This window comes from Tardiphaga sp. 215_C5_N2_1 (assembly GCF_052076055.1).
In the GTDB taxonomy this organism is placed as follows: Bacteria; Pseudomonadota; Alphaproteobacteria; order Rhizobiales; family Xanthobacteraceae; genus Tardiphaga; species Tardiphaga robiniae.
This window is the reverse complement of the sequence record NZ_CP197240.1, coordinates 2452919-2479357: the sequence shown is the minus strand read 5'-3', so window position 1 is coordinate 2479357 and position 26439 is coordinate 2452919. Positions and strand designations below refer to the sequence as shown.

The 26439-nt window shown below is 62.0% G+C and carries 33 protein-coding genes; 16 read left to right on the top strand and 17 right to left on the bottom strand.

Annotated features, from left to right (window positions below; all coding sequences use genetic code 11):
• Positions 1 to 4: 4 nt before the first annotated feature.
• From AB7828_RS11925 to AB7828_RS11915, 3 genes are all read right to left on the bottom strand, one after another.
• A complete protein-coding gene (locus tag AB7828_RS11925) occupies positions 5 to 679 on the bottom strand; it encodes a methyltransferase family protein (RefSeq protein WP_441230242.1) in 675 nt (224 codons plus the stop codon).
• Between the two features lie 104 nt (positions 680 to 783).
• Positions 784 to 954, bottom strand: coding sequence for a hypothetical protein (locus tag AB7828_RS11920; RefSeq protein ID WP_170849544.1), 171 nt, complete (start codon positions 952 to 954; stop codon positions 784 to 786).
• Positions 955 to 1110: 156 nt separating this feature from the next.
• A complete protein-coding gene (locus tag AB7828_RS11915; protein WP_441230241.1) occupies positions 1111 to 1584 on the bottom strand; it encodes a hypothetical protein in 474 nt (157 codons plus the stop codon).
• Between the two features lie 200 nt (positions 1585 to 1784).
• On the opposite strand from AB7828_RS11915, the gene AB7828_RS11910 reads away from it, so the two are divergent.
• Positions 1785 to 3437, top strand: a complete 1653-nt coding sequence (locus AB7828_RS11910) for a fumarate hydratase (RefSeq protein WP_439059325.1) — start codon at positions 1785 to 1787, stop codon at positions 3435 to 3437.
• 15 nt (positions 3438 to 3452) lie between these two features.
• The gene (locus tag AB7828_RS11905) at positions 3453 to 4127 is read left to right on the top strand and encodes a DUF429 domain-containing protein (RefSeq protein ID WP_441230240.1); all 675 of its coding nucleotides are present in this window, start codon (positions 3453 to 3455) and stop codon (positions 4125 to 4127) included.
• A 1-nt stretch (position 4128) separates the two neighbouring features.
• Here AB7828_RS11905 and AB7828_RS11900 read toward each other — a convergent pair whose 3' ends face one another.
• On the bottom strand, positions 4129 to 5118 hold the full coding sequence (locus AB7828_RS11900; RefSeq protein WP_441230239.1) for an SH3 domain-containing protein: 990 nt from the start codon (positions 5116 to 5118) through the stop codon (positions 4129 to 4131).
• Between the two features lie 400 nt (positions 5119 to 5518).
• On the opposite strand from AB7828_RS11900, the gene AB7828_RS11895 reads away from it, so the two are divergent.
• Positions 5519 to 6220 carry an Ig-like domain-containing protein gene (locus tag AB7828_RS11895; RefSeq protein WP_441230238.1) on the top strand — a complete coding sequence of 234 codons (702 nt, stop codon included), beginning with the start codon at positions 5519 to 5521 and terminating at the stop codon, positions 6218 to 6220.
• On the opposite strand, the gene AB7828_RS11890 is transcribed toward AB7828_RS11895, so the two are convergent.
• From AB7828_RS11890 to AB7828_RS11875, 4 genes are all read right to left on the bottom strand, one after another.
• Positions 6217 to 6789 (bottom strand): inner membrane-spanning protein YciB, encoded by a 573-nt coding sequence (locus tag AB7828_RS11890; protein WP_184518720.1) that lies wholly within the window; start codon positions 6787 to 6789, stop codon positions 6217 to 6219. The two genes, AB7828_RS11895 and AB7828_RS11890, sit on opposite strands and share 4 nt — an antisense overlap.
• A gap of 56 nt (positions 6790 to 6845) precedes the next feature.
• Positions 6846 to 7373, bottom strand: a complete 528-nt coding sequence (locus AB7828_RS11885; RefSeq protein ID WP_441230237.1) for a hypothetical protein — start codon at positions 7371 to 7373, stop codon at positions 6846 to 6848.
• Positions 7374 to 7511: 138 nt separating this feature from the next.
• Positions 7512 to 7835, bottom strand: coding sequence for a hypothetical protein (locus AB7828_RS11880; RefSeq protein ID WP_441230236.1), 324 nt, complete (start codon positions 7833 to 7835; stop codon positions 7512 to 7514).
• 227 nt (positions 7836 to 8062) lie between these two features.
• Positions 8063 to 9466: a carotenoid oxygenase family protein gene (locus AB7828_RS11875; RefSeq protein ID WP_441230235.1), complete on the bottom strand. Its 1404-nt coding sequence runs from the start codon at positions 9464 to 9466 to the stop codon at positions 8063 to 8065.
• Positions 9467 to 9569: 103 nt separating this feature from the next.
• Here AB7828_RS11875 and AB7828_RS11870 point away from each other — a divergent pair, with 103 nt between their 5' ends.
• Positions 9570 to 10310 carry a TetR/AcrR family transcriptional regulator gene (locus AB7828_RS11870; RefSeq protein ID WP_441230234.1) on the top strand — a complete coding sequence of 247 codons (741 nt, stop codon included), beginning with the start codon at positions 9570 to 9572 and terminating at the stop codon, positions 10308 to 10310.
• A 51-nt stretch (positions 10311 to 10361) separates the two neighbouring features.
• On the opposite strand, the gene AB7828_RS11865 is transcribed toward AB7828_RS11870, so the two are convergent.
• The 3 genes from AB7828_RS11865 to AB7828_RS11855 form a co-directional block, all read right to left on the bottom strand.
• On the bottom strand, positions 10362 to 10943 hold the full coding sequence (locus AB7828_RS11865; RefSeq protein ID WP_441230233.1) for an amino acid synthesis family protein: 582 nt from the start codon (positions 10941 to 10943) through the stop codon (positions 10362 to 10364).
• Positions 10944 to 10993: 50 nt separating this feature from the next.
• Entirely contained in the window at positions 10994 to 11854 is an 861-nt protein-coding gene (locus AB7828_RS11860) for a fumarylacetoacetate hydrolase family protein (RefSeq protein ID WP_439072468.1), read from the bottom strand.
• Between the two features lie 163 nt (positions 11855 to 12017).
• Positions 12018 to 12866, bottom strand: coding sequence for a GntR family transcriptional regulator (locus tag AB7828_RS11855; RefSeq protein WP_441230232.1), 849 nt, complete (start codon positions 12864 to 12866; stop codon positions 12018 to 12020).
• On the opposite strand from AB7828_RS11855, the gene AB7828_RS11850 reads away from it, so the two are divergent.
• The 3 genes from AB7828_RS11850 (at position 12846) to AB7828_RS11840 (ending at position 15865) form a co-directional block, all read left to right on the top strand.
• Complete coding sequence (locus AB7828_RS11850; protein ID WP_441230231.1) at positions 12846 to 13838, top strand: zinc-dependent alcohol dehydrogenase family protein; 993 nt, start codon at positions 12846 to 12848, stop codon at positions 13836 to 13838. The two genes, AB7828_RS11855 and AB7828_RS11850, sit on opposite strands and share 21 nt — an antisense overlap.
• Positions 13839 to 13878: 40 nt before the next feature.
• Positions 13879 to 14778 carry a VOC family protein gene (locus tag AB7828_RS11845; RefSeq protein WP_439066805.1) on the top strand — a complete coding sequence of 300 codons (900 nt, stop codon included), beginning with the start codon at positions 13879 to 13881 and terminating at the stop codon, positions 14776 to 14778.
• A 136-nt stretch (positions 14779 to 14914) separates the two neighbouring features.
• On the top strand, positions 14915 to 15865 hold the full coding sequence (locus AB7828_RS11840; protein ID WP_441230230.1) for a tripartite tricarboxylate transporter substrate binding protein: 951 nt from the start codon (positions 14915 to 14917) through the stop codon (positions 15863 to 15865).
• 20 nt (positions 15866 to 15885) lie between these two features.
• On the opposite strand, the gene AB7828_RS11835 is transcribed toward AB7828_RS11840, so the two are convergent.
• Positions 15886 to 16521, bottom strand: coding sequence for a hypothetical protein (locus tag AB7828_RS11835; RefSeq protein ID WP_441230229.1), 636 nt, complete (start codon positions 16519 to 16521; stop codon positions 15886 to 15888).
• A 148-nt stretch (positions 16522 to 16669) separates the two neighbouring features.
• Between AB7828_RS11835 and AB7828_RS11830 the strand changes: the two genes are divergently transcribed.
• Positions 16670 to 17362 carry an SET domain-containing protein gene (locus tag AB7828_RS11830; RefSeq protein ID WP_441230228.1) on the top strand — a complete coding sequence of 231 codons (693 nt, stop codon included), beginning with the start codon at positions 16670 to 16672 and terminating at the stop codon, positions 17360 to 17362.
• On the opposite strand, the gene AB7828_RS11825 is transcribed toward AB7828_RS11830, so the two are convergent.
• Entirely contained in the window at positions 17359 to 17757 is a 399-nt protein-coding gene (locus AB7828_RS11825; protein WP_441230227.1) for a hypothetical protein, read from the bottom strand. The genes AB7828_RS11830 and AB7828_RS11825 overlap by 4 nt on opposite strands.
• A gap of 116 nt (positions 17758 to 17873) precedes the next feature.
• Here AB7828_RS11825 and AB7828_RS11820 point away from each other — a divergent pair, with 116 nt between their 5' ends.
• Positions 17874 to 18692 carry a helix-turn-helix domain-containing protein gene (locus tag AB7828_RS11820; protein WP_441230226.1) on the top strand — a complete coding sequence of 273 codons (819 nt, stop codon included), beginning with the start codon at positions 17874 to 17876 and terminating at the stop codon, positions 18690 to 18692.
• A 63-nt stretch (positions 18693 to 18755) separates the two neighbouring features.
• Positions 18756 to 19421, top strand: a complete 666-nt coding sequence (locus AB7828_RS11815; protein WP_093756596.1) for a DsbA family oxidoreductase — start codon at positions 18756 to 18758, stop codon at positions 19419 to 19421.
• Positions 19422 to 19431: 10 nt separating this feature from the next.
• Here the strand turns inward: AB7828_RS11815 and AB7828_RS11810 are convergent, their stop codons facing one another.
• Both AB7828_RS11810 and AB7828_RS11805 read right to left on the bottom strand, forming a co-directional pair.
• Positions 19432 to 20376 (bottom strand): JmjC domain-containing protein, encoded by a 945-nt coding sequence (locus tag AB7828_RS11810; protein WP_441230225.1) that lies wholly within the window; start codon positions 20374 to 20376, stop codon positions 19432 to 19434.
• A gap of 18 nt (positions 20377 to 20394) precedes the next feature.
• Positions 20395 to 21606, bottom strand: a complete 1212-nt coding sequence (locus AB7828_RS11805; RefSeq protein ID WP_441232235.1) for a GNAT family N-acetyltransferase — start codon at positions 21604 to 21606, stop codon at positions 20395 to 20397.
• Positions 21607 to 21920: 314 nt separating this feature from the next.
• On the opposite strand from AB7828_RS11805, the gene AB7828_RS11800 reads away from it, so the two are divergent.
• Both AB7828_RS11800 and AB7828_RS11795 read left to right on the top strand, forming a co-directional pair.
• Positions 21921 to 22160: a hypothetical protein gene (locus tag AB7828_RS11800; RefSeq protein ID WP_315844197.1), complete on the top strand. Its 240-nt coding sequence runs from the start codon at positions 21921 to 21923 to the stop codon at positions 22158 to 22160.
• A gap of 173 nt (positions 22161 to 22333) precedes the next feature.
• On the top strand, positions 22334 to 23758 hold the full coding sequence (locus AB7828_RS11795) for a caspase family protein (protein WP_441230224.1): 1425 nt from the start codon (positions 22334 to 22336) through the stop codon (positions 23756 to 23758).
• A 7-nt stretch (positions 23759 to 23765) separates the two neighbouring features.
• Here AB7828_RS11795 and AB7828_RS11790 read toward each other — a convergent pair whose 3' ends face one another.
• The gene (locus AB7828_RS11790) at positions 23766 to 24005 is read right to left on the bottom strand and encodes a PilZ domain-containing protein (protein WP_089265685.1); all 240 of its coding nucleotides are present in this window, start codon (positions 24003 to 24005) and stop codon (positions 23766 to 23768) included.
• A gap of 227 nt (positions 24006 to 24232) precedes the next feature.
• On the opposite strand from AB7828_RS11790, the gene AB7828_RS11785 reads away from it, so the two are divergent.
• Both AB7828_RS11785 and AB7828_RS11780 read left to right on the top strand, forming a co-directional pair.
• Positions 24233 to 24526, top strand: coding sequence for an HdeA/HdeB family chaperone (locus AB7828_RS11785; protein ID WP_420878655.1), 294 nt, complete (start codon positions 24233 to 24235; stop codon positions 24524 to 24526).
• Between the two features lie 146 nt (positions 24527 to 24672).
• Positions 24673 to 24954, top strand: coding sequence for a hypothetical protein (locus AB7828_RS11780; RefSeq protein WP_441230223.1), 282 nt, complete (start codon positions 24673 to 24675; stop codon positions 24952 to 24954).
• 90 nt (positions 24955 to 25044) lie between these two features.
• Here the strand turns inward: AB7828_RS11780 and AB7828_RS11775 are convergent, their stop codons facing one another.
• Positions 25045 to 25254 carry a DUF6894 family protein gene (locus tag AB7828_RS11775; RefSeq protein WP_089265143.1) on the bottom strand — a complete coding sequence of 70 codons (210 nt, stop codon included), beginning with the start codon at positions 25252 to 25254 and terminating at the stop codon, positions 25045 to 25047.
• Between the two features lie 296 nt (positions 25255 to 25550).
• Between AB7828_RS11775 and AB7828_RS11770 the strand changes: the two genes are divergently transcribed.
• Together AB7828_RS11770 and AB7828_RS11765 are read left to right on the top strand one after the other, a co-directional pair.
• A complete protein-coding gene (locus AB7828_RS11770) occupies positions 25551 to 25868 on the top strand; it encodes a hypothetical protein (RefSeq protein ID WP_441230222.1) in 318 nt (105 codons plus the stop codon).
• A gap of 104 nt (positions 25869 to 25972) precedes the next feature.
• Positions 25973 to 26410 carry an acyl-CoA thioesterase gene (locus tag AB7828_RS11765; protein WP_441230221.1) on the top strand — a complete coding sequence of 146 codons (438 nt, stop codon included), beginning with the start codon at positions 25973 to 25975 and terminating at the stop codon, positions 26408 to 26410.
• Positions 26411 to 26439: the final 29 nt, after the last annotated feature.

Sequence of the window (26439 nt, the reverse complement as noted above, 5' to 3'; positions counted from 1 at the left end):
GGGGTTACCAGAGTCCCGGACACAGACGATAGCGGACTCGCGTCGCATAGTCGGTGTAACCGGGGAGACCGTCCCGTAAGGTACGCTCTTCGGCCGTCGTGCGCCATGCGAACAGCACGGCCATGATCAGCGTCAGTGCGGCACTCCACCACGAGCCAAGCCAGAGGGATGTGCCGAGGAAAAACAGGATGGCGCCGCTATACATGGGATGACGCACGAGATGATACGGACCGGTATCGATGACGTGCTGGCCGCGGTCGCGTTGAAGCTTGATGACCGGTGCGGCGAAACTGTTTTCGCGCAGTACCCAGAATGAGATTGCCATTCCCGTGAGTGCGAGTGCCGTACCCGCGACCTGGACGCCAACGGTCATTTGCGAAAGACCGAAGCGCTGATCCAGCCCCGCAACGATCAGCCAGACCAGTGCTACGGTAAAGAACGCCACCATGAAGACGCGGTCCGCTGTGGGCTGCCCCTGCTGTACCATGGGGCGCATGCGTTCTTCAAACAGTGCGGGATCGATCTGGATCAGCCACAGGCCGCCGCCAAGGCCGAGCAGGATCATGAAGAGCAGAAATGACCACGCCGCGGGCCATTGCCAGGTCCCGGCGGCGGTGAACAAAACGGCGCCGATCACGCCGAACCAGACCAGCGTACGTATCACGAGGCGAGCGATCATGTCGGGCCTCCTTCGGCCCGCATCCGATACCAGATTCGCGGCAGTGATGGGGCAGGCCTCGCGTCAACGCGACCGGCGGTTGGTCTCTGTCCGACGGTGCCGAGTTAAGCGAGCTGATCGATCCGGGTGCCCTGGCCGGGCGGCAGTGCTGCACGCGGTGGGGGCGGCGCGGTGCGGCTGTCGTTGTCGTCGTTCTTCTTCGGCTCCGGCGGCTTTGCCTCGATCGGCTTTACCTCAGCGACCGGTGGTGCGCTGCTGACGCTTGAAACGCTCATTACAAATTCCCTGTTTCCAACACTTGCAGTCGAACCATGGCGCATGCGCCAACAAGGACTTGGTAAATCAGGCGCTGCAATTTGCGGCAATCGGGGTGGATTGGAAACGGTGGTAAACGCGCCGTCCAGGACTTCACTACAATTGAAACGAATTCCTCATTCGTCCTTGCCGCGGGAGATCGTGATGTTCGCCGATGTTTTGTTGCGGGTGCAGCGCAGGTCGAGCCGGCGATAGCGCAGCTTGACGTCATCGCCGCGGAAAATCCCCATGCGGCCGAGACATCGCGTGGTGCCCTTCACCGTATCCGGTTTGGGGATCGTGAAGATGACGGCTGCCGCACTGGCGACGAGATCCGTGAAAGCCGGCGCCGGCTTGCGGGTCGCGGAGGCCGCATAGAGCTCGTTGCTGAAATTGCGACTGGCGCAGCCAAGCCGCAATTGTTTGGCCGCCGGATGCGACAGGTAGATCACATTGGCTGCGGTGCGCCCGACGCTGAGCCCGTCGATCTGGCTCTTGAGCTGCCGCGCGAGATCATCGCAGCGGTCGGCGCGGGCAGGCGAAGCGGCAAGGGTCACGGTGGCGAGCAGCGCCACAGCCGAAAAAATGCCGCGCAGGCGGTGGATGGACATTCCAGATTCTCCTCAATCCCCGGCCGCACTGAAACGCGGGACGCCACTTTATGCAAGGCGCGGCGGGCGCAGCCGGTTACTGCTGGAACGGGGGATTATCCCCGCGATTGCGGGCCTGTCCCCCTGTTTTGAACCCTTCAAAACTGTCCGGAAACCGCCTACAAGGGCCTCAAATCCCCTCCCTTTTTGAGGCCCCATCCATGAACGCTCCCACCGCTTTCCCCGACCAGAAGCCCGTCCCGCCCTACAAGCACACTCCGCTGTTTCCGCTGGGCGCAGACACCACCCCCTACAAGAAGGTCACCACCGAGGGCGTGCGGGTCGAGAAAGTGCTGGGTAGGGACATGCTGGTGGTGTCGCGGGATGCGCTGAAGGCGCTCTCGGAGGCCGCGTTCGGCGACATCAACCACTATCTGCGCCCCGGCCATCTGCAGCAGCTGCGCAATATCCTCGACGACAGCGAAGCCAGCCCGAATGACAAGTTCGTGGCCTTCGACTTCCTCAAGAACGCGAACATCGCTGCCGGCGGCGTGCTGCCGATGTGCCAGGACACCGGCACGGCGATCATCATGGGCAAGAAGGGCTGCAACGTCATCACCGATGGCGACGATGAGGCGGCACTCTCGGAAGGCGCCCGCGACGCCTATCTGCGCCGCAACCTGCGCTATTCGCAGGTCGCGCCGCTGACCATGTATGAAGAGAAGAACACCGCCAACAACATGCCGGCGCAGTGCGAGATCTATGCCGAGGGCGATGACGCCTACAAGTTCATGTTCATGGCCAAGGGCGGCGGCTCCGCCAACAAGAGTTTTCTGTTCCAGGCGACGCCATCCGTTCTGACCAAGGATCGCCTGCTGGCCTTCCTGAAGGAAAAGATCATGACGCTGGGCACCGCTGCGTGCCCGCCGTACCACCTCGCTATCGTCATCGGTGGCACCTCGGCCGAGCTGTGCATGAAGACGGTGAAGCTTGCCTCCGCACGTTACCTCGACGCGCTGCCGACCCAGGGCTCGCCGGACGGCAATGCCTTCCGCGATCTCGAGATGGAGCAGGAAATCCTCAAGATGACGCAGTCGTCCGGCGTTGGCGCGCAGTTTGGCGGCAAGTATTTCTGCCATGACGTGCGCGTCATCCGCCTGCCGCGCCATGGCGCGTCGCTGCCGATCGGTCTCGGCGTGTCCTGCTCGGCGGATCGTCAGGTGCTCGGCAAGATCACCAAAGACGGCGTCTATCTCGAAGAGCTCGAGCATAACCCCGCGCAGTATTTGCCGCAGGTGGAGCAGGCGCTCGGCGGCGAGGTCGTGAAGATCGATCTCAACCAGCCGATGAAGGACATTCTGGCGACGCTGTCGAACTACCCAACCAAGACGCGCCTGTCGCTGACCGGCACCATGATCGTCGCGCGCGACTCGGCGCATGCCAAGCTGCGCGACCGCCTGGAGAAGGGCGAGCCGCTGCCGGATTACTTCAAGAACCACCCGGTCTATTACGCCGGTCCCGCCAAGACGCCGGAAGGCTATGCCTCCGGCGCCTTCGGCCCGACCACGGCCGGCCGCATGGATAGCTTCGTCGACCAGTTCCAGGCGGCGGGCGGTTCGATGGTGATGGTTGCCAAGGGCAATCGCGCCGTTGCGGTGCGCGAGGCCTGCAAGAAGCATGGCGGCTTCTATCTCGGCTCGATCGGCGGCTCGGCGGCAAACCTCGCCGAACACTGCATCAAGAAAGTCGAGGTGGTCGAGTATCCCGAACTCGGCATGGAAGCGATCTGGCGCATCGACGTCGTGGATTTCCCGGCCTTCATCATTATCGATGACAAGGGCAACGACTTCTTCAAGGAATTGAACCTCGGCTAAGACCGAGCGCGCCCGATGATCGCTATCGGGCTCGATGGCTTCAGCAAAGGCTGGGTCGCCGTCACACTCGACGGCGACCACCGCTCCATCGATTTTATCAGCGACATCTCCTGGCTTGCGACTCAGCACTTTACCCGTGCGGCCATCGATATTCCCATCGGTCTCGGCGACGATGGCGTGCGTGCCTGCGATCAGCTCGCCCGCAAGAAGCTCAGCCCCCACGGTTCGCGCGTATTCTCCGGCGGACGTCGCTGGCTGTGGCAGGACTTCACCGATCCCGACCTCGCCAACGCGGAGGCCGAGAGGCGCGGGCAGAAGAAAGTCTCGCGCCAGCTCTGGCATCTCGGACCGAAGGTCATGGAGGTCGACGGCTTCGTGCGGGAACAGCGCGATCTCGATATCCGCGAAGCCCATCCCGAACTTGTCTTTCTCCGCCTGAACGACAATCAACCGCTGCCGTCCAAACACACTGAGGAGGGGCTGGCGCTCCGCCGTCATCTGTTGCTGGCGAATGGCTTCAGCGACCTTGACGACTGGCTCACTGCCAAGCGTACGCGCACCGGCGCACAGCGGGACGACGTGCTCGATGCATGCGCGGTGGCGCTGGCGGCGCGCGATTGCGTGGGCTGTTTTCCGGAAGGCAATGCACCGCGCGATGCGCTGGGCATGCCACAGCAAATCTGGTTCTAGCTCAACTGCAATTCGTCACCTGGCTCGAACACAGCCTGCGCCACCAGCCGCGCACGCCGTCGTGGCTTTCCACCAGCGCCCAGAAGCCGCTGCAGGCAAGAACGCGCTTAGGGCCACCGTCGGCGCTGATCTCGCTGCCACCTTCGCCTTTGGCCGGTGTCCATTGCGCGTCCACATGCGGCGCCTGAAACAGCCCGCCCATCCGTGTGTCGCCATTGGCATATTGTGCGCCGACCTTGCTGGCCGCGACCCAGCCGCGGCCGCCATAGGGCTTTGGATGATTGCGCGGATAGCTGCTCTCGTCCTCATATTCCTTGCCGGGCGGCGCTGTGCCTTCGATCAGGAACCAGCCATCCTTGAAGCCGATGATGGAAAATTCCGTCAGCCAGCCTCCGTCAGGCACGTTCTCACCTTTGCTCTTGAATTTGTAGGGCGGCGGCAGTGTGCCGAGCACCTTGGCCTTCGTCGATGGCCCGGCGCGCACATTCAATCCGTTGGGGTCGCGGTCGGTCGACCAGCCATGGATATCGCAGGGAATGGCGCCATCCGGCAGCGTGCCGCGCGTCTTCAGCAATTCGGCGTGGAGTTGGCGATATTCCGCATCGTCATGCGCAGCGCTCAGTACACGCGGGATGTTGCTGTTCAGCGTGACGTCGCGCGAGCGCAGCTCGGCTGACAGGGCGGTCAGCTTGCCGTCGCTGCGCGCGAGTTTTGCGACCAGCATCTCACCGGCATCGAATGCGCTTGCCGCTGTCTTGGGATCGTTAGCACCGGCTGGATAGATCGCGACATATCCGACCGGCGCCTGCGGATCGGACATGTCGACATGAAACGCCTGACCGGCCACGCGGTCCGGCCGCACGAAAGCACGCGCGCTCGCAAACCACTCCGGTGTCTCCTGCGATAGCAGCTCCGGTGGTGGCGTTAGCGGTTGCGCAAAGGCGGTGCCGGCGGTGATGAGGCCGGCGATCAGGATGGCGATTCGGGTCATGGTTTTGTGTCGCGGCACCAGCGATTTGGTTCGACAAAACGCGACTCAGGCTTGCAGCAACCCCGCTGAATTTCGATCTGTGCGCGGGACTCGATTCTCCGGTGACTCGCAAGGATGCGGAGGAAAAAGAAAAGCGGTGACGACTCAGGCGGCGCTGTTCCAATAGCGATCAGACTGCAGACGAATTCGAGGCCGCGCCATGTTGGATGCTCTGAAGCTGAATGTGACGGTGGTGACGTTGTTGGCCGCGGCCAGCGCGGTCAACGGGATCATGTTTTATCAGTATCTGTGACGAATTGTTCACATCGGCATGCGGCCTCTCCGCATCCGGTTTTTTGTGTTTGAACCTTTTCGCCGGCCACGCGCCTCATCCCAGGGGTGGCAAACCGGAGTGTAACAGGTGAACAATTTTCATCTGGTCGTCGTCACTGCAGTTATGCTCGCAAGTCCGGCCGCGGCCCGCGCCCAATCCATCATTCACTCCGAACTGACCCGGACCACTTTGGTGGCATCTATCGATGCGACCGGTCGCACGACACTGACGGCGTCCGTGATCAGTGAACGCGGTGGGGGTGTCCCGGGCGGCATCGTCCGCTTTGTCGATGAGACGACGCTCATGGTGCTTGGCTGGGTCGATGTGGCCCATCCGTCGCTGGTGGTCCAGCGACTGCCGCCGGGTCCGCATCGCTTCCGTGCGGATTATATGGGGACGTCCAACTATCTGCCTGTCGTGGTGCAGCCGAGCCAATCCGCGGTGGTGGAGGAAACCATACGCGTCACGCCGGCGGTGGCGCTATCGTCGTCCGAGAATCCTTGTCCGTCTGGAGCGGTGGTCACGTTGACGGCCGCGATTGCCGGCGGTGTTGGCATTCCGAAAGGTGCCGTCACCTTTCGCGATGGCGAGCAGGTTCTTGCGACCCATGTCGGCCTCGACCGCGCCGGCACGGCGTCGTTCACCACCTCGGCGCTGGCGGATGGCACGCGCTGGATCACGGCTGAATATGAGGGCGACACGGTTCATGCGCCCGCGGCATCGCCGCCGCTGACGGTGGATGTCGGAGTAGCCCGTTTGCGAAGCTCGCTGTTGCGTACGAGCGACTAGGCGCCCATCTGCGGCGCCGTCGCTGCAGCTGCGCGAAGCTTGCGGCCGACGATCACCCGGAACACGACATACTGGATCGCGAAGGCCAGCACCTTGGCGCCAATGGCCACGACCGACACATAGAACGCCCACAGCTTCATATCGCCGGTCATGGCCACAGCTATGACACCGGCGCCAAGCGCGAACATCAGCGCAGCCCAAGCATAGCCCGCAGCGGTCACATATTCAGGGATCGTCTCGCTGACGATGGGTGGCAGGTAGCGCAGCATCCAGCCCTTGCGCAGCATGATCGCGCCGATGGCGAAATGTCCAATGCTGGGCTTGGCCAGCACGAAGCGCGGATCCTTGGTCAGCAGCGTCGCGCCACCGAGGACGACCACCAGCGCGAGACTGGCATAGGTCATTACATCAAGCCTCGAGCCCTTGACGCGGGCATAGACGAACTGTGCGACGGCACCCGCAATCGCCACGCAGGTTGCCAGCAGGACGTCACCGGTGACGAGGTAGAGCACCAGGAAGACGATGGTGGAGAAGAAATCCTGGCCAAGTTTGGCGAATACGTCCTTCATCGCAGTGCTCCCAATGCAGTCGAGATGGTCAGGCGTCGATTTGCAGGCGAAGTGGATCAGGGCTTCAGCGGTTCAGCCGGTTTCACTGCACCATATTTCGCGCGACGATACTGTGGGTACCATTTGGTGAAGGCAACGGCAGAGTTGCGAGCGGCAAAAGCCACCGCAAAGCCGATCCATAGCGGCAGCGAGGGCATGTAAATGATCAGCATGTCCGCCACCAGCATCAGCACAAATGCGCCGGCCCAGGCCCAGGTGAGGATGTAGTTCGCCTTCATGAAGCCGGGCAGCTTCGAGGTTTCGGCGTCGACCATCTCGCGAGCATATTGCAGCGTGAAGGGCAGCCGGATCGCCAGCGACAGCAGCACGATTGAGAGCAGGCCGACATCGACGGCGAGGCGGACGGCCACCGCGCTCCAATTGCCGTCGACCAGCGTGATGTAGCAGCCGAGCGCGCTGAAAATCAGCACCGAGCCTGCTGCAAGCATCTTCAGCGAGCCGCCGCGGATCACGTCCCAGACCACGATGCCGAGCGACAGCGCGGCTGCGGCGAAGAGGCTGATCGCGACCGATGACACCATCATCAGGATGGCGAAAGCACCGAACGGGGCGATGATGAGAAAGGAAGCAATGGCGTTTCCAGTTCGGGCTGTCTTGATGTTGTAAAGGTGCGTTGCAGGCTCGCTTATGAAGCCGTTGCGTCGTTGCGCATCATTCTGCGATCATATGTCTTGTTGTGAGAGCGGGCAGACATTGCCGACCGGCGTGAAAACGTCATGAGAGGCCGAGGCGGCCGCGCCGGATGGTTCGATACCGACGAGCGTGGTCCCGGTCACAACCAGCACGAGGGCCAGGCTGCCCCAGCTTGCCGTCCGGGTCATCATGTCCGGCCTGCGATATGCGGTTCGTGCGAGAACGAACTGTGTCGCAGCACCTGCGATGGCGACGGCAGTCGCGATCAGCACGTCTCCGGCGATCGCAAAGGTCGTGAAGAAGGCGATGGTGGAAAGGAAGCCGATGGCCAGCTTGGCGAGGATATTGATCATGGCGTGGTTCCGCGCGCTTGTTGTCGAGTGAGACTTTATCGTTGTGCTTCAGGAGGCGGTGGGCAGCTGCGCCGATCATGAGAAAGGACGCCGCGCTGTTTTCCCGTCGCTCCATCTTTACGTTGTCAAGATTTCTTCTAGGCTTTGCCGGCGGACTCGTCAACAAAAATCTTTACACTGTCAAAATTATGTGAGGCGAGATCTTTAACCGTCATTTAATCAATGGTTTAGAAGGAATCAACCCAGTTGCCGTGAAAGCCTGCTGGTACCCGGTGACCGAGCTGGACAAGAGCGATCGGCCCCGCGGCGACATCGGTGGCGTTGAACACTGCCAGATCGCTGCGGTTCTGCCGGGCGCGCCACACCACCGCGAGCAGCCAGCCGTCGCCTTCGGCTGCATCCTTGCCGCGCGCGACGAAGACGGGTTCGGAGATGCTGTCGCCGAGTGGCAGCATGTATTGGCCGAGCCTGACGCCGTCACGCCAGACATGTGTGATCCCGGAAAAGGCGTTGCTGGCGCCTGGTGCCGGATTATCGCAGGCGTACCAGCCTTGCGTGCTGACAAGGCCGGAGCGGCGCTCGTCGATGCGCGGGAATTCGCCGGTAACGTCGTCGAGATAGGTGCGGGTGAAACGATCGGTATTGGCGGCCAGATCGAAGGTCCAGCGACAAAGTCGCGCGTTGGATTTCGCAGGATCTGTCGGCGAGCCGTCGGGATGCGTGAACAGCGGCGCTTCCTCGGACTGCATGACGTCGGCGATGATGCGGTCGCCTTCCTCCCACGCATTCATCACATGGAAGACGTAGCAGGCCTCGGCGCGAAACCACTTGATATCATCGGCACTGCCGCCGCGTTTCATCACGCCGACATAAGACCCCTTGTCCGGCTCCCACGCATAAGGTGGGCGGCCCGAGCGTGCGCGGTCCATGCTGCCGGTGATCGGCAGGATCGGAAACAGCAGGTAGTTCTCGGTGACGATGAAGTCATGCACCATGCTGGCATAGGGCGCATCGAAACGCTCGAAGCGCGTCACGATGCCCGATGAATCGATCGCGCCGAACGAGATCGTCGGACTGAAGATACCGCGGGCGTTATAGCCGAAGAAATTCATTTCGCCGGTGACGGGATCGATCTTCGGATGCGCGGTGAATGGTCCGCCGATGCGCCCGCTATAGTTCTGATAGCCGAGCGTCTTCAGCGTGCCCGGTTCGATCTCGGTTGGCGCATGGCCTTCCTCCAGCGCGAGCAGGCGGCCGGCATGAAAGACGATGTTGGTATTGGCCGCGCCTGAGTCATTGCCAAGTGAGGCGGGGGCATCCGGCATTTTCTGGCCGAAGCCGCGATAGAGCGCGCGGCCGGCATCGTGCTCGGCGAGAAATTTCGGCGTGTGGATCCAGCGATTGCGATAGCTCGCGCGGCCGTTCTCGATGTGAAAGGCATGCAGCATGCCGTCGCCGACAAACCAGTGCGAGCCTTTGGTCTCGAATTGCGGATTGGGGCCGTTGCGGTAGAGCGTGCCGTTGAGCTCACGTGGCAATTCGCCGACGACTGTCAGGAATGGCGCGTCGCACTCCATCGGGATCGGCGCAAGATTGTCATGAGCAGCCTCGATCGGGTCCAGCAGCGCCATCGTTGTCTCCCATGCTGTTATCTTTACGTTGTCTAGATTGCTAGATGTGAGCGGTCGGCCCGTCAAGCAAAATCTTTACAGTGTAAAAATGACGACCTATAACATGACCATGACGAAGCAGGCCAAGACCGCGAAACCGCGCGCCGTTCCGCAAGACCGCCGCAAGAAGGTCGCAGGAATTTCGCAAGCCAAGGGCGCGGCTAAAAAAACCGCCGGCGCCGAATCTCCCTATCATCACGGGGACTTGCACGGCGCGCTGCTGAAAGGCGCGGAAATCGTGCTGGAGCGCGATGGACTATCTGGCCTGACGCTGCGCGCCGTCGCCCGCGAAGCCGGCGTCTCGCATGCGGCTCCGACGCATCACTTCGGTGATCTCACCGGCCTCGTCAGCGAACTCGCCGCCATCGGTTTTCGCAACTTCAACGCCACAATGACTGCGGCTGGTGCGAGCGGCACGACGCCGCTCGAAAGCGCACTCGCCCGTGCCAAGGCCTATCTCGCTTATGCGCGCGCGCAGCCCGGCATGTATCAGCTGATGTTTCGTACCGAACGGCTCGACATGACCCGGCCGAATCTGCGCGAAGCCGCAAACGCATCCTTCGCCGGTCTTGCCAGCGTGGTCGGCGCACATCATCCCGGCAATGTCGCCACCGATGCACTGACCATCGAGCAAGCCGCGCAGATCGCACGGACATGGTCGCTGGTGCATGGTTTCACCATGCTGACCCTCGATGGCCGCCTCACTGATATCCTGCGCCGCTTGCCTGATGGCACCGACGCAGAGAAGCTGTTCGTCGAGATGCTGAAGATCACCGTCGCCAGGGCGATGGAGACGCCGAAGTAGCGAAACTCTTTGCGAAGCGCCGGCGTCGTGTGCAGGCGCTGTTTGCGGTAGCTATCGCTGTCCGTCATGCACCGAGATATCGGACGCGGCCAGCCCGCCAATACGTGCATGCGGTCTTCCGCCGGTGGCCATCACCAGGCCGAAGGCGATCTCGTCGCGACGCGGGCCATCCCAGACAGTCATTTCAGCGGTGCTGAAATGACTGCGGACATAGGCCGCTTCGATATGGCCCAGCGGGACCATCAGCCGTGTGCCGATTCCGCCAACGGTCTTCGCAGCTGGCACGATGGCTTTGGGCTGGCCGAGAATCTCGCGCATCGCCCAGCCGCCAGCCTCGTGCCATACGGCCGCGTGCTCAAGCTCGCCGTCGTCGCCCACGATCATGCCCTTGCCGTAAGCTTCGATGCGTTCCTTGCCGCCGAGCGCCTGAACGAGCTCGGCCGCAAGTGTGCGTCCAAGTTCGCGTAGTTCGGCCTGGAAGGCCATCAGGTCCGGCTCGTATCGACCAGCAAAAGGATTGCGGATAATCGCCAGTGCTGTGCCGACGCGAAGCGGTTGTGCCAGGCGTGGCCCGCGTTCGTGCCAGATCGTTTCGACGGAAGTCTGGGTCTTGCGAATGTCATAGGATGCCATGGCTGACTCAGTTCCTATTGTGCGAGCGTTGTGAGGAAGCCGTCCGCTGACTACTCGTCGATGACGGGATTGCTGAGGATGCCGAGTTTCTCGATCTCGACTTCGACGACGTCGCCGGCCTTCAGAAAGATTGGAGGCTTGCGCGTAAAGCCGACGCCGGCAGGCGTTCCCGTTGCAATGACGTCACCCGGGACGAGGTCGAAGATTTCAGACGCGTAGTTGATCAGCCGGGGTATCGAGAAGATCAAAAAGGATGTGTCCGAGGATTGGACGATGTCACCATTCACGCGGGTTTCGAGCTTGAGCTTAGTGGGATCCGGCAATTCGTCGGTGGTCACCAGCCACGGGCCGAACGGTCCGGTGCCGACGAAGTTCTTGCCGGCCGCGATCTGCTGCGCGTGTCGCTGATAATCACGGACGCTGACATCGTTATAAATCGAATAGCCCGCGATGTGATCCATGGCTTCGCTCTCGGGAATGTGTCGACCGCCCTTTCCGATCACGACGGCGAGTTCACCTTCCCAGTCCAGGTGCGTGGAGACTTTCGGCCGGATCACCGGCTGGTTGTGGCCAACCTGTGAGCGCCAGACCCGCAGAAAGATCGGCGGGAATTCGGTGATCTGACGGTCCATGCCATGAGCCACCGCTTCCTTGTGGTGGTCGAGATAGTTGCGCACCGCGCAGACGATCTTTTCGGGGCGGGGGATCACCGGCAGGTAACTGATGTCCGAGAGCTTCAGGTCCGGCTTGTGTCCGTCAACAATCTGGTCGCGCTTGGCGAAGTCGGGGCTGGCGATGAAATCGGCGAGCGTCGGATAGTGCGGGAGCGCCTTGCCGAGATCGACGATCGCGTCGTTGACGACGGCTCCCCAGCTCTCGCGCTGCTGATGGCTGAAAGACAATAGCTTCATGATGAGGTCTTCCTATGTAATCCTTGATATCAAAATTTCGTAAGTTTACTATATTTTCGAAAATAAAGCCTGACAAGAGGGCTGGCGGCGCCTGCGGCGAACTTTCCACGTGGGATGTTGGGCCTGCCGTCTGTTTCTTCGCCGGCAAGCCGGCGATCCCGTCTCAGGATTCGGTCAGCAGATGAGACGCGTATTTCACGACATTGTCGGAGGTGCTGCGGATGTGCTGGTCGATCAAGGACGTCGCGAGATTTGTATCGCGGGCAATCGCGGCCTGCATGATGGCGCGATGCTCACCGACCTTGTCGCGTGGTTGGGGGCGAAACATGGCGGACAGGTTTCGATAGCGTTCGGCGCGCTCGAACAGCGAAGCCCGAATGCCGAACAACGTCGGGGAGCGCCCGCACGACACCAGCGCCTCGTGAAACTGGCGGTGGGCGATCTGCCATTCCGGATTCTCGACGTGATTACCGGGAAGCCTTTCCTCAATGCGTCCCAGCCTGTGCAGGGTCGACATAACCGCTATTTCCCAGTCATCTCCGCCATTTGCGATGGAGCGGCTGAGCAGTTCGATCTCGATCAGGATCCGGGTCTGGGTGATGTCGATCAGGTCGTCGCTCGTAACGGGCGCCACGCGAAAGCCACGCTGCTCCTCGGCAACGACCAGGCCGTCCGCCGTCAGCGACGTCAGCGCCTCGCGCAGCGTCGTGAAGCTTGCGCCGAAAGCGAGCTTCAAGGCATCGAATTTTAGCGGTTCGCCAGGCTTGAGCCGGCAAGCGACGATATCCTGACGCAGTCGGTGCGTGATATCGACTGCGAGTGTTTTGCCGAATTCTTTGCGCGATTTGACGGCCGAAGCAGTCATGGAATGGACCTCAGATTCCGCCGGCTGATGGTGCCGGCTGGTTGCAGAATGCCGGCGCATGACCGCTATTGCAATAATTTTCGTAATAGGACATATTTTCGAAAATATCTTCTGCAGGGTGGATTCATGAAGGCTGTGCTGGTTCATCGTCCCGGTGGTCCCGACGCGCTCGATTATGTCGATGTCGCCATTCCGGCTCCGGGCCCGAAAGAGGTGCAGATCAAGGCGGAGGCTTTTGGCGTCGGCCAGCCGGACGCCTTGATCCGGCGCGGCGTTTACAAGTGGATGCCGCCACTACCGGCCAATCCGGGGAATGATGTCGCCGGGCGCATCTCCGCGGTCGGTCACGGTGTTGTCGGTATCTCGGTCGGGCAGAAGGTTTTGCTGAGCGCCCGCGATCTGTCACAGCGCGGCGGCTGTTACGCCGAATATGTGGTGGCGCCGGCCGATGCCATTCATCTGTTGCCTGATGCCGTCGATCTTCAGGACGCCGTCTGTCTTGCCAACTATCAAGTGGCCTGGGCGCTGCTCCATGAATGCGGTGGGCGTAATCCCGCTGGCAGTGTGCTTGTGATTGGTGCTGCGGGCGGCGTCGGTACGTCGATCGTGCAATTGGCGAAGCTGGCAGGCATGACGGTGATCGGTACGATCAGCACCCCCGAAAAAGCCCGGTTCGCCAAATCCAACGGCGCCGACCACGTGATCTTCTATCGTGACGAGGACGTCGTCGCGCGGACGCGCGAATTGACCGGGGGGAGCGGCGTCGGCCTCGTGCTCGACCATGTTTGCGGTCCCGAATTCGTCTCCTATCTTGGCGTGCTCGGCAAATGGGGGACGCTGGTCTCCTACAACGCCTTCGCCGGCCTTCCCGAAGAAAACTTGATGGGAGAGATGCGGAAGTATCTCGACGTCTGTCCGGCTATCCGCTGTTTCTCCTTTCACATCTACGATCATGACCGCGATGCGCGCCGCGCCATCATGGGGAAGTTGATCTCGCTGCTTGGGCGCGGGGAGATCAAGCCCGCAATCTCGGCACGGCTGAAATTATCCGAGGTCCGGCAGGCGCACACGCTGCTGGAGTCCGGGGGCGCGCTCGGCAAGATCATCATGACCCCGTAGGCGAACGGCTATCGGTCTGGAACGAGATACGGAGGACCACATGATCAAGGTAAAACGCATCAGGCATGTGACGTTCGTTACGCCTGATATCGACAGGCAGATCGACTACTATCAAACGGTGGTCGGACTCGGTGTGGTGACGCGTGACGCCAGTCGCGCATCGCTGGCCACCGACTCGGATGAACTCGCCGTCGTCCTGCAGCGTGGCGATCAGGCGGCCTGTCGGCGATTGACCTTCGAAGTGGCGCTCGATCTGGATTTCGCCGACCTGGTGGCTACACTGTCGCGCGCTGGAATTGCGGCTGAGATCCAGTCCGATCCGCTTCCTGGCGTGTCCCGTTCGGTGCTGTTCCGCGACTTCGAGGAAATGGAGATCGAGCTGCTTGCGGGGCCGACATTCGCTGTCGCGGAGCAGCCTGTCGGCGGCATTGCAGCCGACCGCCTCGGCCATATCGCGCTCTACACGCAAGACCCGCTGAAGGCGTCGAAGTTTTATGGTGACGTGCTGAATTTCCGGGTGTCGGACTGGATCGAGGACGCCTTCGTCTTCATGCGGTGTGGTTTTGATCATCACTCCGTCAATTTCGCGCGCGGCCCGGGTCGGCGATTGCATCACGCGGCGTTCGAGCTCCGTGATGCCTCGCACATGCATCGCGCCTGCGACCTGCTCGGGCGCAAGAAGATGCAGATCCTGTGGGGGCCGGTGCGTCATGGCCCGGGCCACAATGTTGCGATCTATCACCGCGACCCCGATGGCCATCTCATCGAACTGTTCTTCGATCTCGATCAGATGATCGATGAAGATCTCGGCTATTTCGAACCACGCCCATGGCACCGGGATCGTCCGCAGCGCCCCAAGGTCTGGGTAGGTCTCCCCCGAGATATCTGGGGGCCGGCTCCATCGCCGGAGCTCGCGGAGTTCAAACGCAAGGCGACATGACATCGCTGCCGACAAAGTCGCCGCCATGAAGCGACAGATCGGCACCACGGCGATCAGTGCTGAAGAAATAAAAGGGGAGGAAATAATGAGCCAGCGGTCGAAATCTATTCGGGGCAGAGTTCTCGCATGCCTCGCGGTGTCTATATTTATAGTCTCGTCGATCGACGTGCCTGGCGCCTCAGCGCAAGTATACCCAAATCGTGTCATTCGTATCGTTCACGGTTTCGCATCGGGTGGGGCGGCGGACACGCTCTCCCGCGTCGTTGCCGACGGGCTGGCGAAACAGCTCAATGAGACCGTCATCGTCGAAGCGAAGCCTGGCGCAGGCGGGAATCTCGCATCGGACGCGGTCGCCAAGGCAGCGCCTGACGGATACACGCTCGGCCTTGTAACCGGAGGCCATGCGATTTCGGCAGGGCTTTACAAATCGTTGTCCTATCAACCCGTCGATAGTTTCGAGATGATCTCCACGATCGTCTACTACGCGCTCGTCGTCGCTACCCGCAGCGACTATGAAGCAAAGACGCTGGGAGAGCTCATCGCGCTCGCAAAGGCCAAGCCGGGATCCCTGAGTTTCGGATCGGTCGGCTTCGGCAGCACGCATCACCTTGCTGGCGAATTGTTGAAAGTAGCAGCCGGCATCGACGTGTTGCACGTGCCCTACCGCGGCGACTCTCAGGCGATTACCGCGTTGCTCGCGGGCGATGTGCCCCTGATCGTTGGCACCAGCGTGCTTGTTGCGCCGCAGATCGAGAGTGGTGCGGTGCGCGGCCTCGCCGTCACATCATCGACCCGGAGTGCTTTGCTGCCGAATGTTCCATCGGCCCGCGAGGCAGGTCTGAAGGGGTTCGATGTCAGGACGTGGGCCGGGCTGCTGGTGCCGAAGGGGACGCCACCGGGGATCATCGCCCAACTCAACGCGGCCGTTCTGAAGTCTTTGGCCGACCCGGGGATCAGGGCGCGGCTGGAAGCGGCGATCGGTGGCGAGGTGCGGGGAAGCACGCCGCCGGAAATGCGCGAATTGGTCACGTCGGAAATCGCGCGATGGACGGCGGTGATCGACGCGGCGAAAATACCGAAGCTTTGACCGCGCGATCGATTTGACCCCTACCGGGCTAGGCCCGGGATATTGCGCGATGCCATCGCCAGTGCCGTAGCCCGGCCGCCGATGCCGATCACGCTGACCTTGTCCGTCTTGCAATCGAAGCCGCGGGCGAGTTCGTCGGCGGCCTTGCGGGCCATCTCGTTGGCATCCGGATTGGCCGTCACGTCGATATAAGCGACATGACACACGGCGCCGGGCGGCAGGCGCGTCACCACGAGCATCTGCTTGGATTTTGGCCGGCCATTTTTCTCGGGATCATCGTTATCGGCGATGTGCCAGCGCTGGATCATGGCGAATGGTTTGCCGGCGATGGTGCGCCATTCGATGGTATTGGTCGTTGAATTGAACGGGCCGAAGCCCTGCGACGCTGCGGGCTCGCTGTTGGCGGCCGCAGCCGTGGTGCCGGCCGAAACGGTTTCGCGGAGATCATCTTCGTTCTTGAGCACGACGAGGCCTGCGGGGCCCTTGCAGACCTGTTCTCGCGCATAGTCGTCGCCATCGATCTTGAAGTTGGAGACGCCGCGGCAATCCCTGTCGGCCACGGAGCTGTAGAGGCTGCCGATATTGTCGGCTGCGGCGAGCGACGTGGCGCCAAGCAGGATCGTTAGGGCGGCAGCGAGGGCGGGCAGGCGGGGCATTCAAGGGCATCCAGCACGGGAAAGGTGCTGCTTTGACGTTCACAAGCTGGGGAAGGTTCAACGGAAGCGGCTGACAGGGCTGGTTGAATCGCGCTAGACAGCTTGGTCAGCCTTCATTTTGTCTCCAGCAGCGTCAGTTCCTCATCCCATGCCCGCCTCGACTTCCGCTAAGCCATATCGCATCGGCCGTTCCAAAACCGGTCTCGGTCTTTTCGCCACCCAGCCGATCAAGAAGGGCGTCAAGATCGTCCAATACTTCGGGCCCCTGCTGGATTCGAAGAACGAGAAGCACGACGCGATCGAGAACAAGTATCTGTTCCAGATCAGCAAGCGCTGGACCGTCGATGGTTCGATCCGCAAGAACATCGCGCGCTATATCAACCACGCCTGCAAGCCGAACGCTGAGTCCGACGTCAATGCGGCGAAGAAGAAGATCATCATCCGCTCGATCAAGAAGATCGAGCCGGGCGAAGAGATCAACTACGATTACGGCACGGAGTATTTCAAGGAATACCTGAAGCCGATCGGCTGCAAGTGCGATTCCTGCGAGAAGAAGCGCAAGAAGAAGCGCGCCGAGGCGCGTGCCGAGAAGCTGAAAGCCAAAGAGAAGGCCGAGCGCAAGGCGCTGAAGAAGGAAGAAAAGGCGAAGGCCAAGAGGGCCAAAGATAAGGCCAAGAAGGCCAAGTCTTCGGGCAAAGCGGCTTCGGGCAAAGCCAAAACGACCAAGGCCGCCGCGAAGAAGACCTCCGCAGCGACCAAGGCCAAGTCTGTTAAGGCCAAGTCAGCTAACTCCAGGTCGGCCAAGGCAAAGGCCGGCAAGGTCAAGAGCAAGAAGGCTTAAGCCGCCTGTGCCGCTGCGCTCCGGCGCAGTCCGATATATTGCAGCTCCGCAAACACACCGACTGTGATCGCCTGCGCGGCCACGAAGATCTGGCCGAGCAGGTTCGGCGTCACCGCGCCCGAGAACAGCAGGCCGATGCTGCCCAGCGTCCACAGCGCGTTGCCGACGATGATCACCAGCACCAGCAGCTTCGGCATGGTCGCGCGGGTGCCGAGCCAGCCGACCAGCGCCGCATAGGCGATCAGAAACAGGCCGGATTCCAGCAGCAGTGCTTCAGGCAGATGCAGCAGCGGCGCCAGCATGGCCGCGGCAAAGGTCAGCAGCAGCGCCATGGCGCCGCTGACGACAGCGTCGATCTGGATGGCGCGGCGGAGCAGGAGAGAGGGATTGATCATGGTCGTTGTCCTTCGGTTGGTCGTTGTGGATGTCCCGACCATGACGGCGCCGCGGAGCCAAATCGATTACCTGTGAGGTCATGGAAGCTGCGAAATTCGCGTGTTAGCTTTTTGCCATGAACACACAGCTTGCAGCGTCCTCCGCAACATCCCGGCCCGCTGGGATCGGCCATCATTTGCGCGAATGGCGGCAGCGCCGCCGCCTGAGCCAGCTGGATCTGGCCGGCGATGCCGAGATTTCCACGCGTCATCTGAGTTTCCTGGAGACCGGCCGCGCCTCGCCGTCGCGCGAGATGGTGTTGCGGCTGGCCGAGCGGCTCGACGTGCCGCTGCGAGAGCGCAATGTCTTGCTGGTGGCTGCTGGCTTCGCACCGGCCTTTCCGCAGCGTGCGCTGGACGATCCCGCGCTGAATTCTGCGCGACAGGCCATTGACCTCGTGCTGAAGGCCCATGAGCCCAGTCCGGCGCTGGCGGTCGATCGGCACTGGAATCTCGTGTCCGCCAACCGAATGGTGATGCCGCTGCTGGAAGGCATCGCGCCGCGCTTGCTCGGGCAGCCCTTCAATGTGCTGCGGCTGAGCTTTCATCCGGAGGCGTTGGCCCCGCGCACCGTCAATCTTGGTGAATGGTGCGCGCATCTGCTGGAGCGCCTGCACCGGCAATGCGAGGCAACCGCCGATCCTGACTTGCTCAAACTGTATCAGGAATTGAAGACCTATCCGGTACCGGCGCGGTCGGCGCCGATCGCGGCTGACAGCGTTGTGGTGCCGTTCCGGATGAGGCTGGGCGACGATGTGCTGAGCTTCATGTCGACGACCATGACCTTCGGTACGCCGCTGGATATCACCCTGTCGGAAATCGCCATCGAGACGTTCTTTCCGGCGGATGACGTCACGGCGAACAGGCTCCGGGAGATCGCTTCAAACGGGACCTAACGGCCTTGTCCGCGATGTCCACGACGCCTATTTGTGGGCGGAACAAATACAGGGAGCCCGCCCATGAGCACCATCAAGCCGCTTCAGATCGATATCGTCTCCGACGTCGTGTGCCCGTGGTGCTATATCGGCAAGCGCCGGATCGAGAATGCGCTGGCGCTGGTCCCCGACGTGCCGGTGCATGTCAATTGGCGGCCGTTCTTCCTCAATCCGTGGATCCCGCGCGAGGGCATTGATCGCTCGACCTATCTGGAGACCAAATTCGGTTCTGTCGAAGCCTACAAAGGCATCGCCGGCCGTGTCGTCGATGCGGCCGAGCAGGAGGGCCTGACCTACCGGCCGGACAGCGTGAAGCGCCAGCCGAACACCATCGATTGCCACCGGCTGATCCATTGGGCCGAAGCCTCCGGCAAGTCGGCCGAGGTCAAACAGCGCCTGATGGAATTGTATTTCCGCGATGGCGGAGATCTCACGCAGAGTGAGACGCTGGTGCAGGCTGCGGCCGATGTCGGGCTCGATGCGGACGATATCCGCAAGCGCCTCGCCACTGATGAGGACGTTGCGCTGATCTCAGGCAACGCCAAGGAAGCCGCCGACAAGGGCATTTCCGGCGTGCCGACTTTCGTATTCGCCGGCAAATATGCGGTGTCCGGTGCGCAGGATGCGGAGAAGCTCGCTCGCGCGATCCGTCAGGTCTCGGCGGAAGTGAACGCGGAGGCGGCCGAGTAAGGGCGCGCGCTTACGCGCCCTTCAGATAGTAATTCGCCTTCTTGCCGAGCGCGATGCGGCGCAGCAGTTTACGCATGGCCAGTGAGCTGCGCAGCGGTTTGATCACCGTGGTGACGGTCCGGTAGAAGGCCAGCTTCAGCGTATCCAGTATCGGCTGCCGGCCGGGCGGCTTCTGCGGCAAGCCGATGCCGCGCAGCATCGAGTTGAAGAAGTGCAGGTCGTTGATGCGGCGCACTTCCTTGGTCTTCCAGGTGATTGCCATCGAGATCGAGAACGATCCGGCCGTGCGCACCCAGTGCGGCCACTGATAGGGCACGTAGCAGCCATCGCCATCGAACATGTGAAACTCGACGGCGCGCGGTGCGAAACTGTCGTCGAATTTGAGATTGCGGTGCTTGGTCATCGAGCGCTCGATCTCGTCGTCGGAGACGATAGCACGGTCCTTGTTGTCATAGATCGTGAAGAACTTCTCGCCGTGGATCTGGACGAAGAAGTTATCCTCGCTGTCGAGATGGAACGGCGTGGTCGAATTCGGCGACGACACGAACAGGAAGCCTTCGAGCTGTTCGAAGCCGGCATCGAGCAGGCTGTTGAAGCCGCGGGCGCGCGCCACCGACAGCAACGTGTCTTCGAGCAACTGGCGATACTCCGGCGAGTTCTCGATCCGCTTCAGCACCATCCACGCACCAGCGGTCTCGATGCGCTTGACCACTTCGACCGGGTCGAGATCCACCGACGGGATCGCGTCGGGGTCCTGGCTGATCGCGACCTTTCCCGAATTGTATTCGATGAGATCGCGCGGCAGTTCGGATGCGAGCTGCGCGATACGCTGCAGCGTCAGCAGCGGATGTCCGGCGAGCTTGTGCTTGATGGCGAACGGCTTCAGCGGAAAATCGTTCTTGAGCGATTGATTGGCGGCCGAGATCACCGGCGCGACGTCAGTTGCAGCGTTCATGGTTGAACCCCTGGATATCTATCGGAGGCGGTTGCGGATGGAGCGGGCCACGCGCCGCAGCGGCTCGCGGATCGAGCGACGCAAGGTCAATGCGCCGTGGATCAGCGATACCAGCGGGTCGTGTTTGCGCAGCGGAATCAGCACGTCGCCGATGGCAAGGCGGCCACGCCAGATCGGATCAATCATGGGATGACCGGCATTGGCCGTGGAGTCGGCGCTTGCAATCACGGGATCGGCGCAGAGATGCCGCGTCACGTCGAGCGTGAGCTGCACACCAGGGGATAGTTTGGCGAAGCGCTCGTCGACGCCGAGCTTGAAGTAGAAGGCGCGGTCGAGATGCCTGAGCAGCACACCGGAGGCGACCGGCGTGTCGCCGGCGCGCAATGTGACGATCTCGCATTGGCCGTGTTCGGCGAGCGCCTTGGTGGCACTACGGATGAAGGTGTTGTCGCCGGCATCCTGCATCAGGGCGGTGCCGCGTTTGCCCTTCCATCCACTCGCTTCCAGCGTCAGGAACGTGTCGATGGTCGCAGCGATTTCCGCCGGCGTGCGTGCGATGTGGAAGGTCACATCGCCATGTTCGGCGAGACGATTGCGCTGGCGGCGCAGTTCTTTCAGCTTCTTCGCACCGAGCGCGTCGCGCAGCAAGTCGTCGGCATCGCGTGTGGCGTCGAGGCAGGCGCGGGCGTGGGATTGCAGGATGCGCGGTGTGAGATCCTGCGTGGCGAGTGACTTGCGGATCGCCTGCATTGCGGCGCCATCGAGCGAGACGTTTTCGAGGATCAGCGCATGCGCACCGGCCTTGCGAGCCTGTTCCAGCAGGTGTGTCACAGCATCAGCCGCCATGTCGCGATCGAGCAGTGGCGTGGACAGCGTGCCATAGGGATCGGCGCTGACCAAGGCGGGAAGCGGAAGGCGATAGGCGCGGCGTGCGGTGATCACCGGCAGCAATCCGATCAAGCGCGGCATTCCGGCGTCGGTCATCCAGGCACTGAGCGCGGCGACATCGGTGCGGCCGCGCGCGGATGCATTGACGGCCAGTTCCCAGTCGGCGAGGTAATAGCCGTTCGGCTCGACGGCCTGCTGCGCGAGAGCGCGCCATGGCTCGGGCGCGATTGCCGCGAGCGGCGCAAGCGCATCGGGCGCAGACGCTGGGCGGTTCGCCGCGGTCATCCCGGCGCCCGTCGGTCTGCTGCCATGCATGCCGGCTGAGTTCGCAATGTCGACCACGTCCCCGATCCCCGTCGCAAGGAAGGCGGCGCAGGCCGCTTCTCCATTGCTGTCTGCGGAGACTAGGAGAAACATTCCAAGATCCGGTTTTTCCGGACGCGAAATTTGACGGGAATGTGTAACCGATCGTTCACCAAACGGTCGCTGAAAAGCCTGTGTTTTCAGCGGATATGGGCCGGCCGGGGTGGCGGATGCTGGGGTATTCGCTCGTTTCCAAGGACGGGCGGACCTGCGGTCGATGGTCGCGGCCTCGCCATGTTGGGGCTGGAAAATGGCCTGCACGTCAGGCTATCAAGGCGCCGGAGGGACGCATGATGAGAGCATTGGTATTGGCGATCGCGGCAGTGGCGCTTCTGGCTGCGCCGGCGAACGCACAGATGGGCGGCGGCAAGCGCGGCGGCAGCGACCATGCGCCCGCGCCCGAAAAGCCGAAGATCGACGAGAAGGCCTACAAGGCCGCCTTGGAGCGCGTTCCGACTCCCAAGGAAAAATATGATCCGTGGGGCGGCGTCGCGCCTGCACCCGCGCCCACGACGGCGGCGAAGAAAAAGTAGTCTTCGACTGCATATGTCGCACGCGGTTCCCGTGAACCGTGCTTGCGTTGACAGCGACCAAATTGGGCAGCGGCAGGCCGTCGCATTATTGGCGTGCGGCCATCCTGATTTCAGTTGAATCAGGCGGGGAATTATCCGTCGCGCGAGCCGGCCCGGGCCGGGGAGACTGTTCGATGGTTCGTCCTGTCATTCGCAGCGCGATCGTTGCAGCCACGGTGATGTTCGGCGCGCAGAGCGCCGTTCTTCTCGGCTCAACAGTCGCTTTGGCCGAGAGTCGCCTGGCGCTGGTGATCGGGCAGTCCTCCTACCGGTCCATCGCGCCGCTCCCCAATCCCGTCAATGACGCCAAGGCCATGGCGCAGATGCTCGGCGATGCCGGCTTCGAGGTGCAGTCGGCCACGGACCTGTCGCAGAACGATCTGCGCGCCAGGATCGCCGGCTTCGCCGCCAATGTGTCCGCCAAGGGGCCCGACACGGTGGCGCTGGTGTTCTATGCCGGTCACGGTCTGCAGATCGACGGCGAGAATTATCTGGTGCCGGTTGATATCGATCCGAAGCGCGAAGCCGATATTCCGCTGCAGGCGGTGCGCCTCAACGACATCTTGAACACACTGACATCTGTGCCGAGCAAGAGCCGCATCATCCTGCTCGATGCTTGCCGCAACAATCCGTTTCCGGCCATCAGCAAGACCACCGGCCGCGGGCTCGCCCAGGTCGACGTGAAGTTCGGTACGCCCGGCACCTTGCTGTCATTCTCGACATCGCCCGGCGCCGAAGCCGAAGACGGCAAGGACGGCAACAGCCCCTATACGACGGCGCTGCTGAAGGCCGGCCGCGAGCCGGGCCTGCCGATCGAGGATGCGTTCAAGCGCGTGCGACTGTCGGTCAATCAGGCCACCGAAGGCCGGCAGACGCCGTGGGAGAGCTCCTCGCTGGTCAATGACTTCCGCTTCTTTGGCACTGATGCCGGCGCCAAGCCCGCCGTGACCAAGAAGACCGTCGATCAATGGCGCAAGGAGCTGCAGGGCAAGCCGGTGCAGGACGCCAACAATCTGATCGTCTCGGATGGGGCGGTGGAAGCCTATGAGGCCTTTGTCGGCCTCTATGCCGAGCCGCCGCTCGGACCGCAGGCGAAAGAATGGCTCGACCGTCACTACAAGATGGTGGCGTGGAATAACGCCGTCATCACCAACACCGCGCCGTCCTATCGCGACTTCCTGGCGAAATATCCCGATAGCGATCTGACATCGACCGCGCAGAAGCTCGAGGAGCGCACGCGCAACAAGCCGGTGCCGGATACGGCGGCGAACGCACCGACCAATGTCGCATTGGCCGGACCGGGCCCGACATGCCCGTGCGGCACGCCGCCCGCAGCAGCGCCTGCATCGAAGAAAGCGGAGAAAACCACCGAGCCCACGAAGAAGCGCGCCGACAAGCCATCGCCACCACCGCGGCGCGGCCGCGAGATCGTGGAGGAAGAGGTCATCATCCGCCGTGCGCCGCCGGTCTATTACGAGCCGGTACCGCGCGTCTATTACGGCGGTGGAGGCTATGGCGGTTACGGCGGCGGCAACTATGGCGGCCGCGGGCGCTACTGACGGGCGCCTACTCGAACGCCACGCCAAGCTGGCGGTCGTTATTCCAGACCGGACGGCAGCGGCGGATGAAGTGATCCGCCTCGATCACCAGCATGAAATTCGAGGGCAGGCCGAGCGGGCTTGCGATATCGACACGCGCGCCGGAGGCCGAGAGGTTGCGGACGGTGCAATCGATACCGCCGCCGCCAAAGGCCAGCGTGCCGCGCTTCAGAACCCGGTGTCGTGGAGCCGTTCGTTTCTCGATCATGGTCGTCGTCCGCGTCGTCTGCATGCGCCACGTCTAGCACCGCGATCTTGCCGGCCGATGAAGCCGATCGCAGAGATCCGGACCTGGCTGTTCATCCTTCGTGAAGTTCTGAGGATCAGAAGATTTCATAAAAATATCAAATCAAGGAAATGGGCTCCATGATACCGTCTCGCCGTTGGACGCTCAGCCAGCGATTGGCCGGGCGTCATTTTTCGGGGAAGGGGACCATGATGAAGTTCGCCTGCGCGTTTCTGACTGTCGCTGCCATGTTCTCTGCCGCGCCGGCCCAGGCTGTCGTACTCGATCTGTCCACCATGTCCTGCAAGCAATTCGTCGAATCCGGCCCCGACGAGATCAAGATGGTGCTGACCTGGATGGACGGCTGGTACAAGGGCGACTCGGACGATGCGATCATCGATACCGAGGTGTTCGTCGAGAACGCCAAGAAGTTCGGCACCTATTGCGCGGCGCACCCGACCATCAGCATCGTGACGGCCGCGGAGAAAGTGCTGGGCGACTAGGCTCGAGTCCGGGCCAGCGCCCGGGTTTCCCGGTTTCCGAAGGTTTCAACCTGCGTGAGGCACGACGGGGTGCCCTGCGTCAGGCGCTTGGCGTGCCCGAATGGCCGGTGGTATAACGCCCCCGAAATTCACGGAGCTTTAGTGCCATGAAACGATCCAGCAAACTATTCAGCGTCGTCGCAGCGCTCGCGCTTCTGACCGGACCGGCCGCCGCGCAGATGATGAACCTGATGCCGGAGGTGAAGTCCAAGTCGGCGGAGGAGAAGGAACAGGACGCGATTACCGAGAAGGCGTATCGCGAGTCGCTGCGCAAGATTCCCGACACCAAAGCCGCGGCCGATCCATGGGGCAATGTGCGCAGCGATGCGCCGAAAGCCGTTGCACCCGCGAAACAGCCACGCACCAAGACCGGCAGCGCTGCGAATTGATCAGGTGATGACGTGGCATCGGCGGGCTCGTGCCGCCGGGCGCGCAAATGGACTGAAGCCCGCGCGCGGCCACTGACATATGCGCCTGTGTCAGTTGCTCCAGGACAGCGGCACTTCGAACAATCCGCCGCTGTCTTCATTCTCGACGACGATCGCGCCCCTCACGACGCCGAGGCTGCGCACCATCTCCGATGCGAGCTGACGTGCGTGCAGCATCGCTTCCTGATCGTCCTTGAAGCTCGTCCCTTCTTCGTCGAGGAACGTGTTTTCGGCGATAATATGAAAGAAATATCGAGGCACGGGAAACGACCACAGCTGGCGCGCGTGTAAATGGCTTGCAGCACCTGAGGTTGCTGTAAGACAATGATACCGCTAAACTAACTTGTTCCGTGCGTCGATAGAAATGTGCAAAATTTGCGGCAAATAAACGGTTTTTTTGCGCGGCCAGTCGCGCGTGCAGGGATCCGCTTTCGGAACCGTGATGCATCTCTGGGTTGTCATCGAAGGCGGCCATTGTATCGGGCGCCATGATCGTTGCGGTATGATGGGATGAGATACGGGCGTCATCCGGCCGCGATTTCACATATGGGGCCATCATGTCGTCGGCCGATATCGTATTTGCGTGTGCTCTGGCCGTGATGATCGGGTGCAACCTCTATGGCGAGCCGCGGATTGCAGGTGAGCGCGTTGCGATGCAGTGGGGCTTCGACGGCAAGCCGACATGGGATGCGCCGAAGCGGATTGCACTGTGGGGCATGGTCGTCTTCATGCTGATAGTGCGCCTGATCATCTGGACGGCGACGACCTTCGCACCGGAGAAGGTTCACGGCGCCAATCTCGGACTCATGCTGGCGTCGGTGATCATCGCCGCGTCGCACATCTTCATTGTGCTGAAAGCAATCAAGCGGAGCTGAGTTGCGGCATGACGTCTCCCCCGCGGCGGCTGGCTTCGCCGTGCAAGAGAGGCTAGGGGAGCATCAGGGCGGAGAACGAAGCCGCCGTCATAGGCGAGGGGCATATGTCACGCGACCGGTTCTGGTTCTTCCACCCGTTTCGGGTGCGCTATTCCGAGATCGACGGCCAGGGCGTCGTGTTCAACGCGCACTATCTCACTTACTTCGATACGACCATTACCGAATATTTTCGTGCGCTCGGCTATGACCAGTTTGCCGATGCCAAGGCGAGCGGCGTCGACTTTCACGTCGTGAAATCGGTGATCGAATACAAGGCGCCGATCTTGTTCGATCAGGAGCTCGATGTTGCCGCGCGCGTGGCGCGAATCGGCAATTCCAGTCTGGTGTTCGAGCTCGGCATCTTCGCGCGCGCAGCCGAAGATCTGTTTGCCACCGGCGAGATCGTCTGGGTCAATACCGATCAGAAGACCCATCGCCCGGTGCCGATCGCGCAACCGATTCGCGATCTGATCGCCACGCGCGAAACGCATCTCGCGGGATAAGGCACAGGTGAGATGGGCCGGTGCGCGGC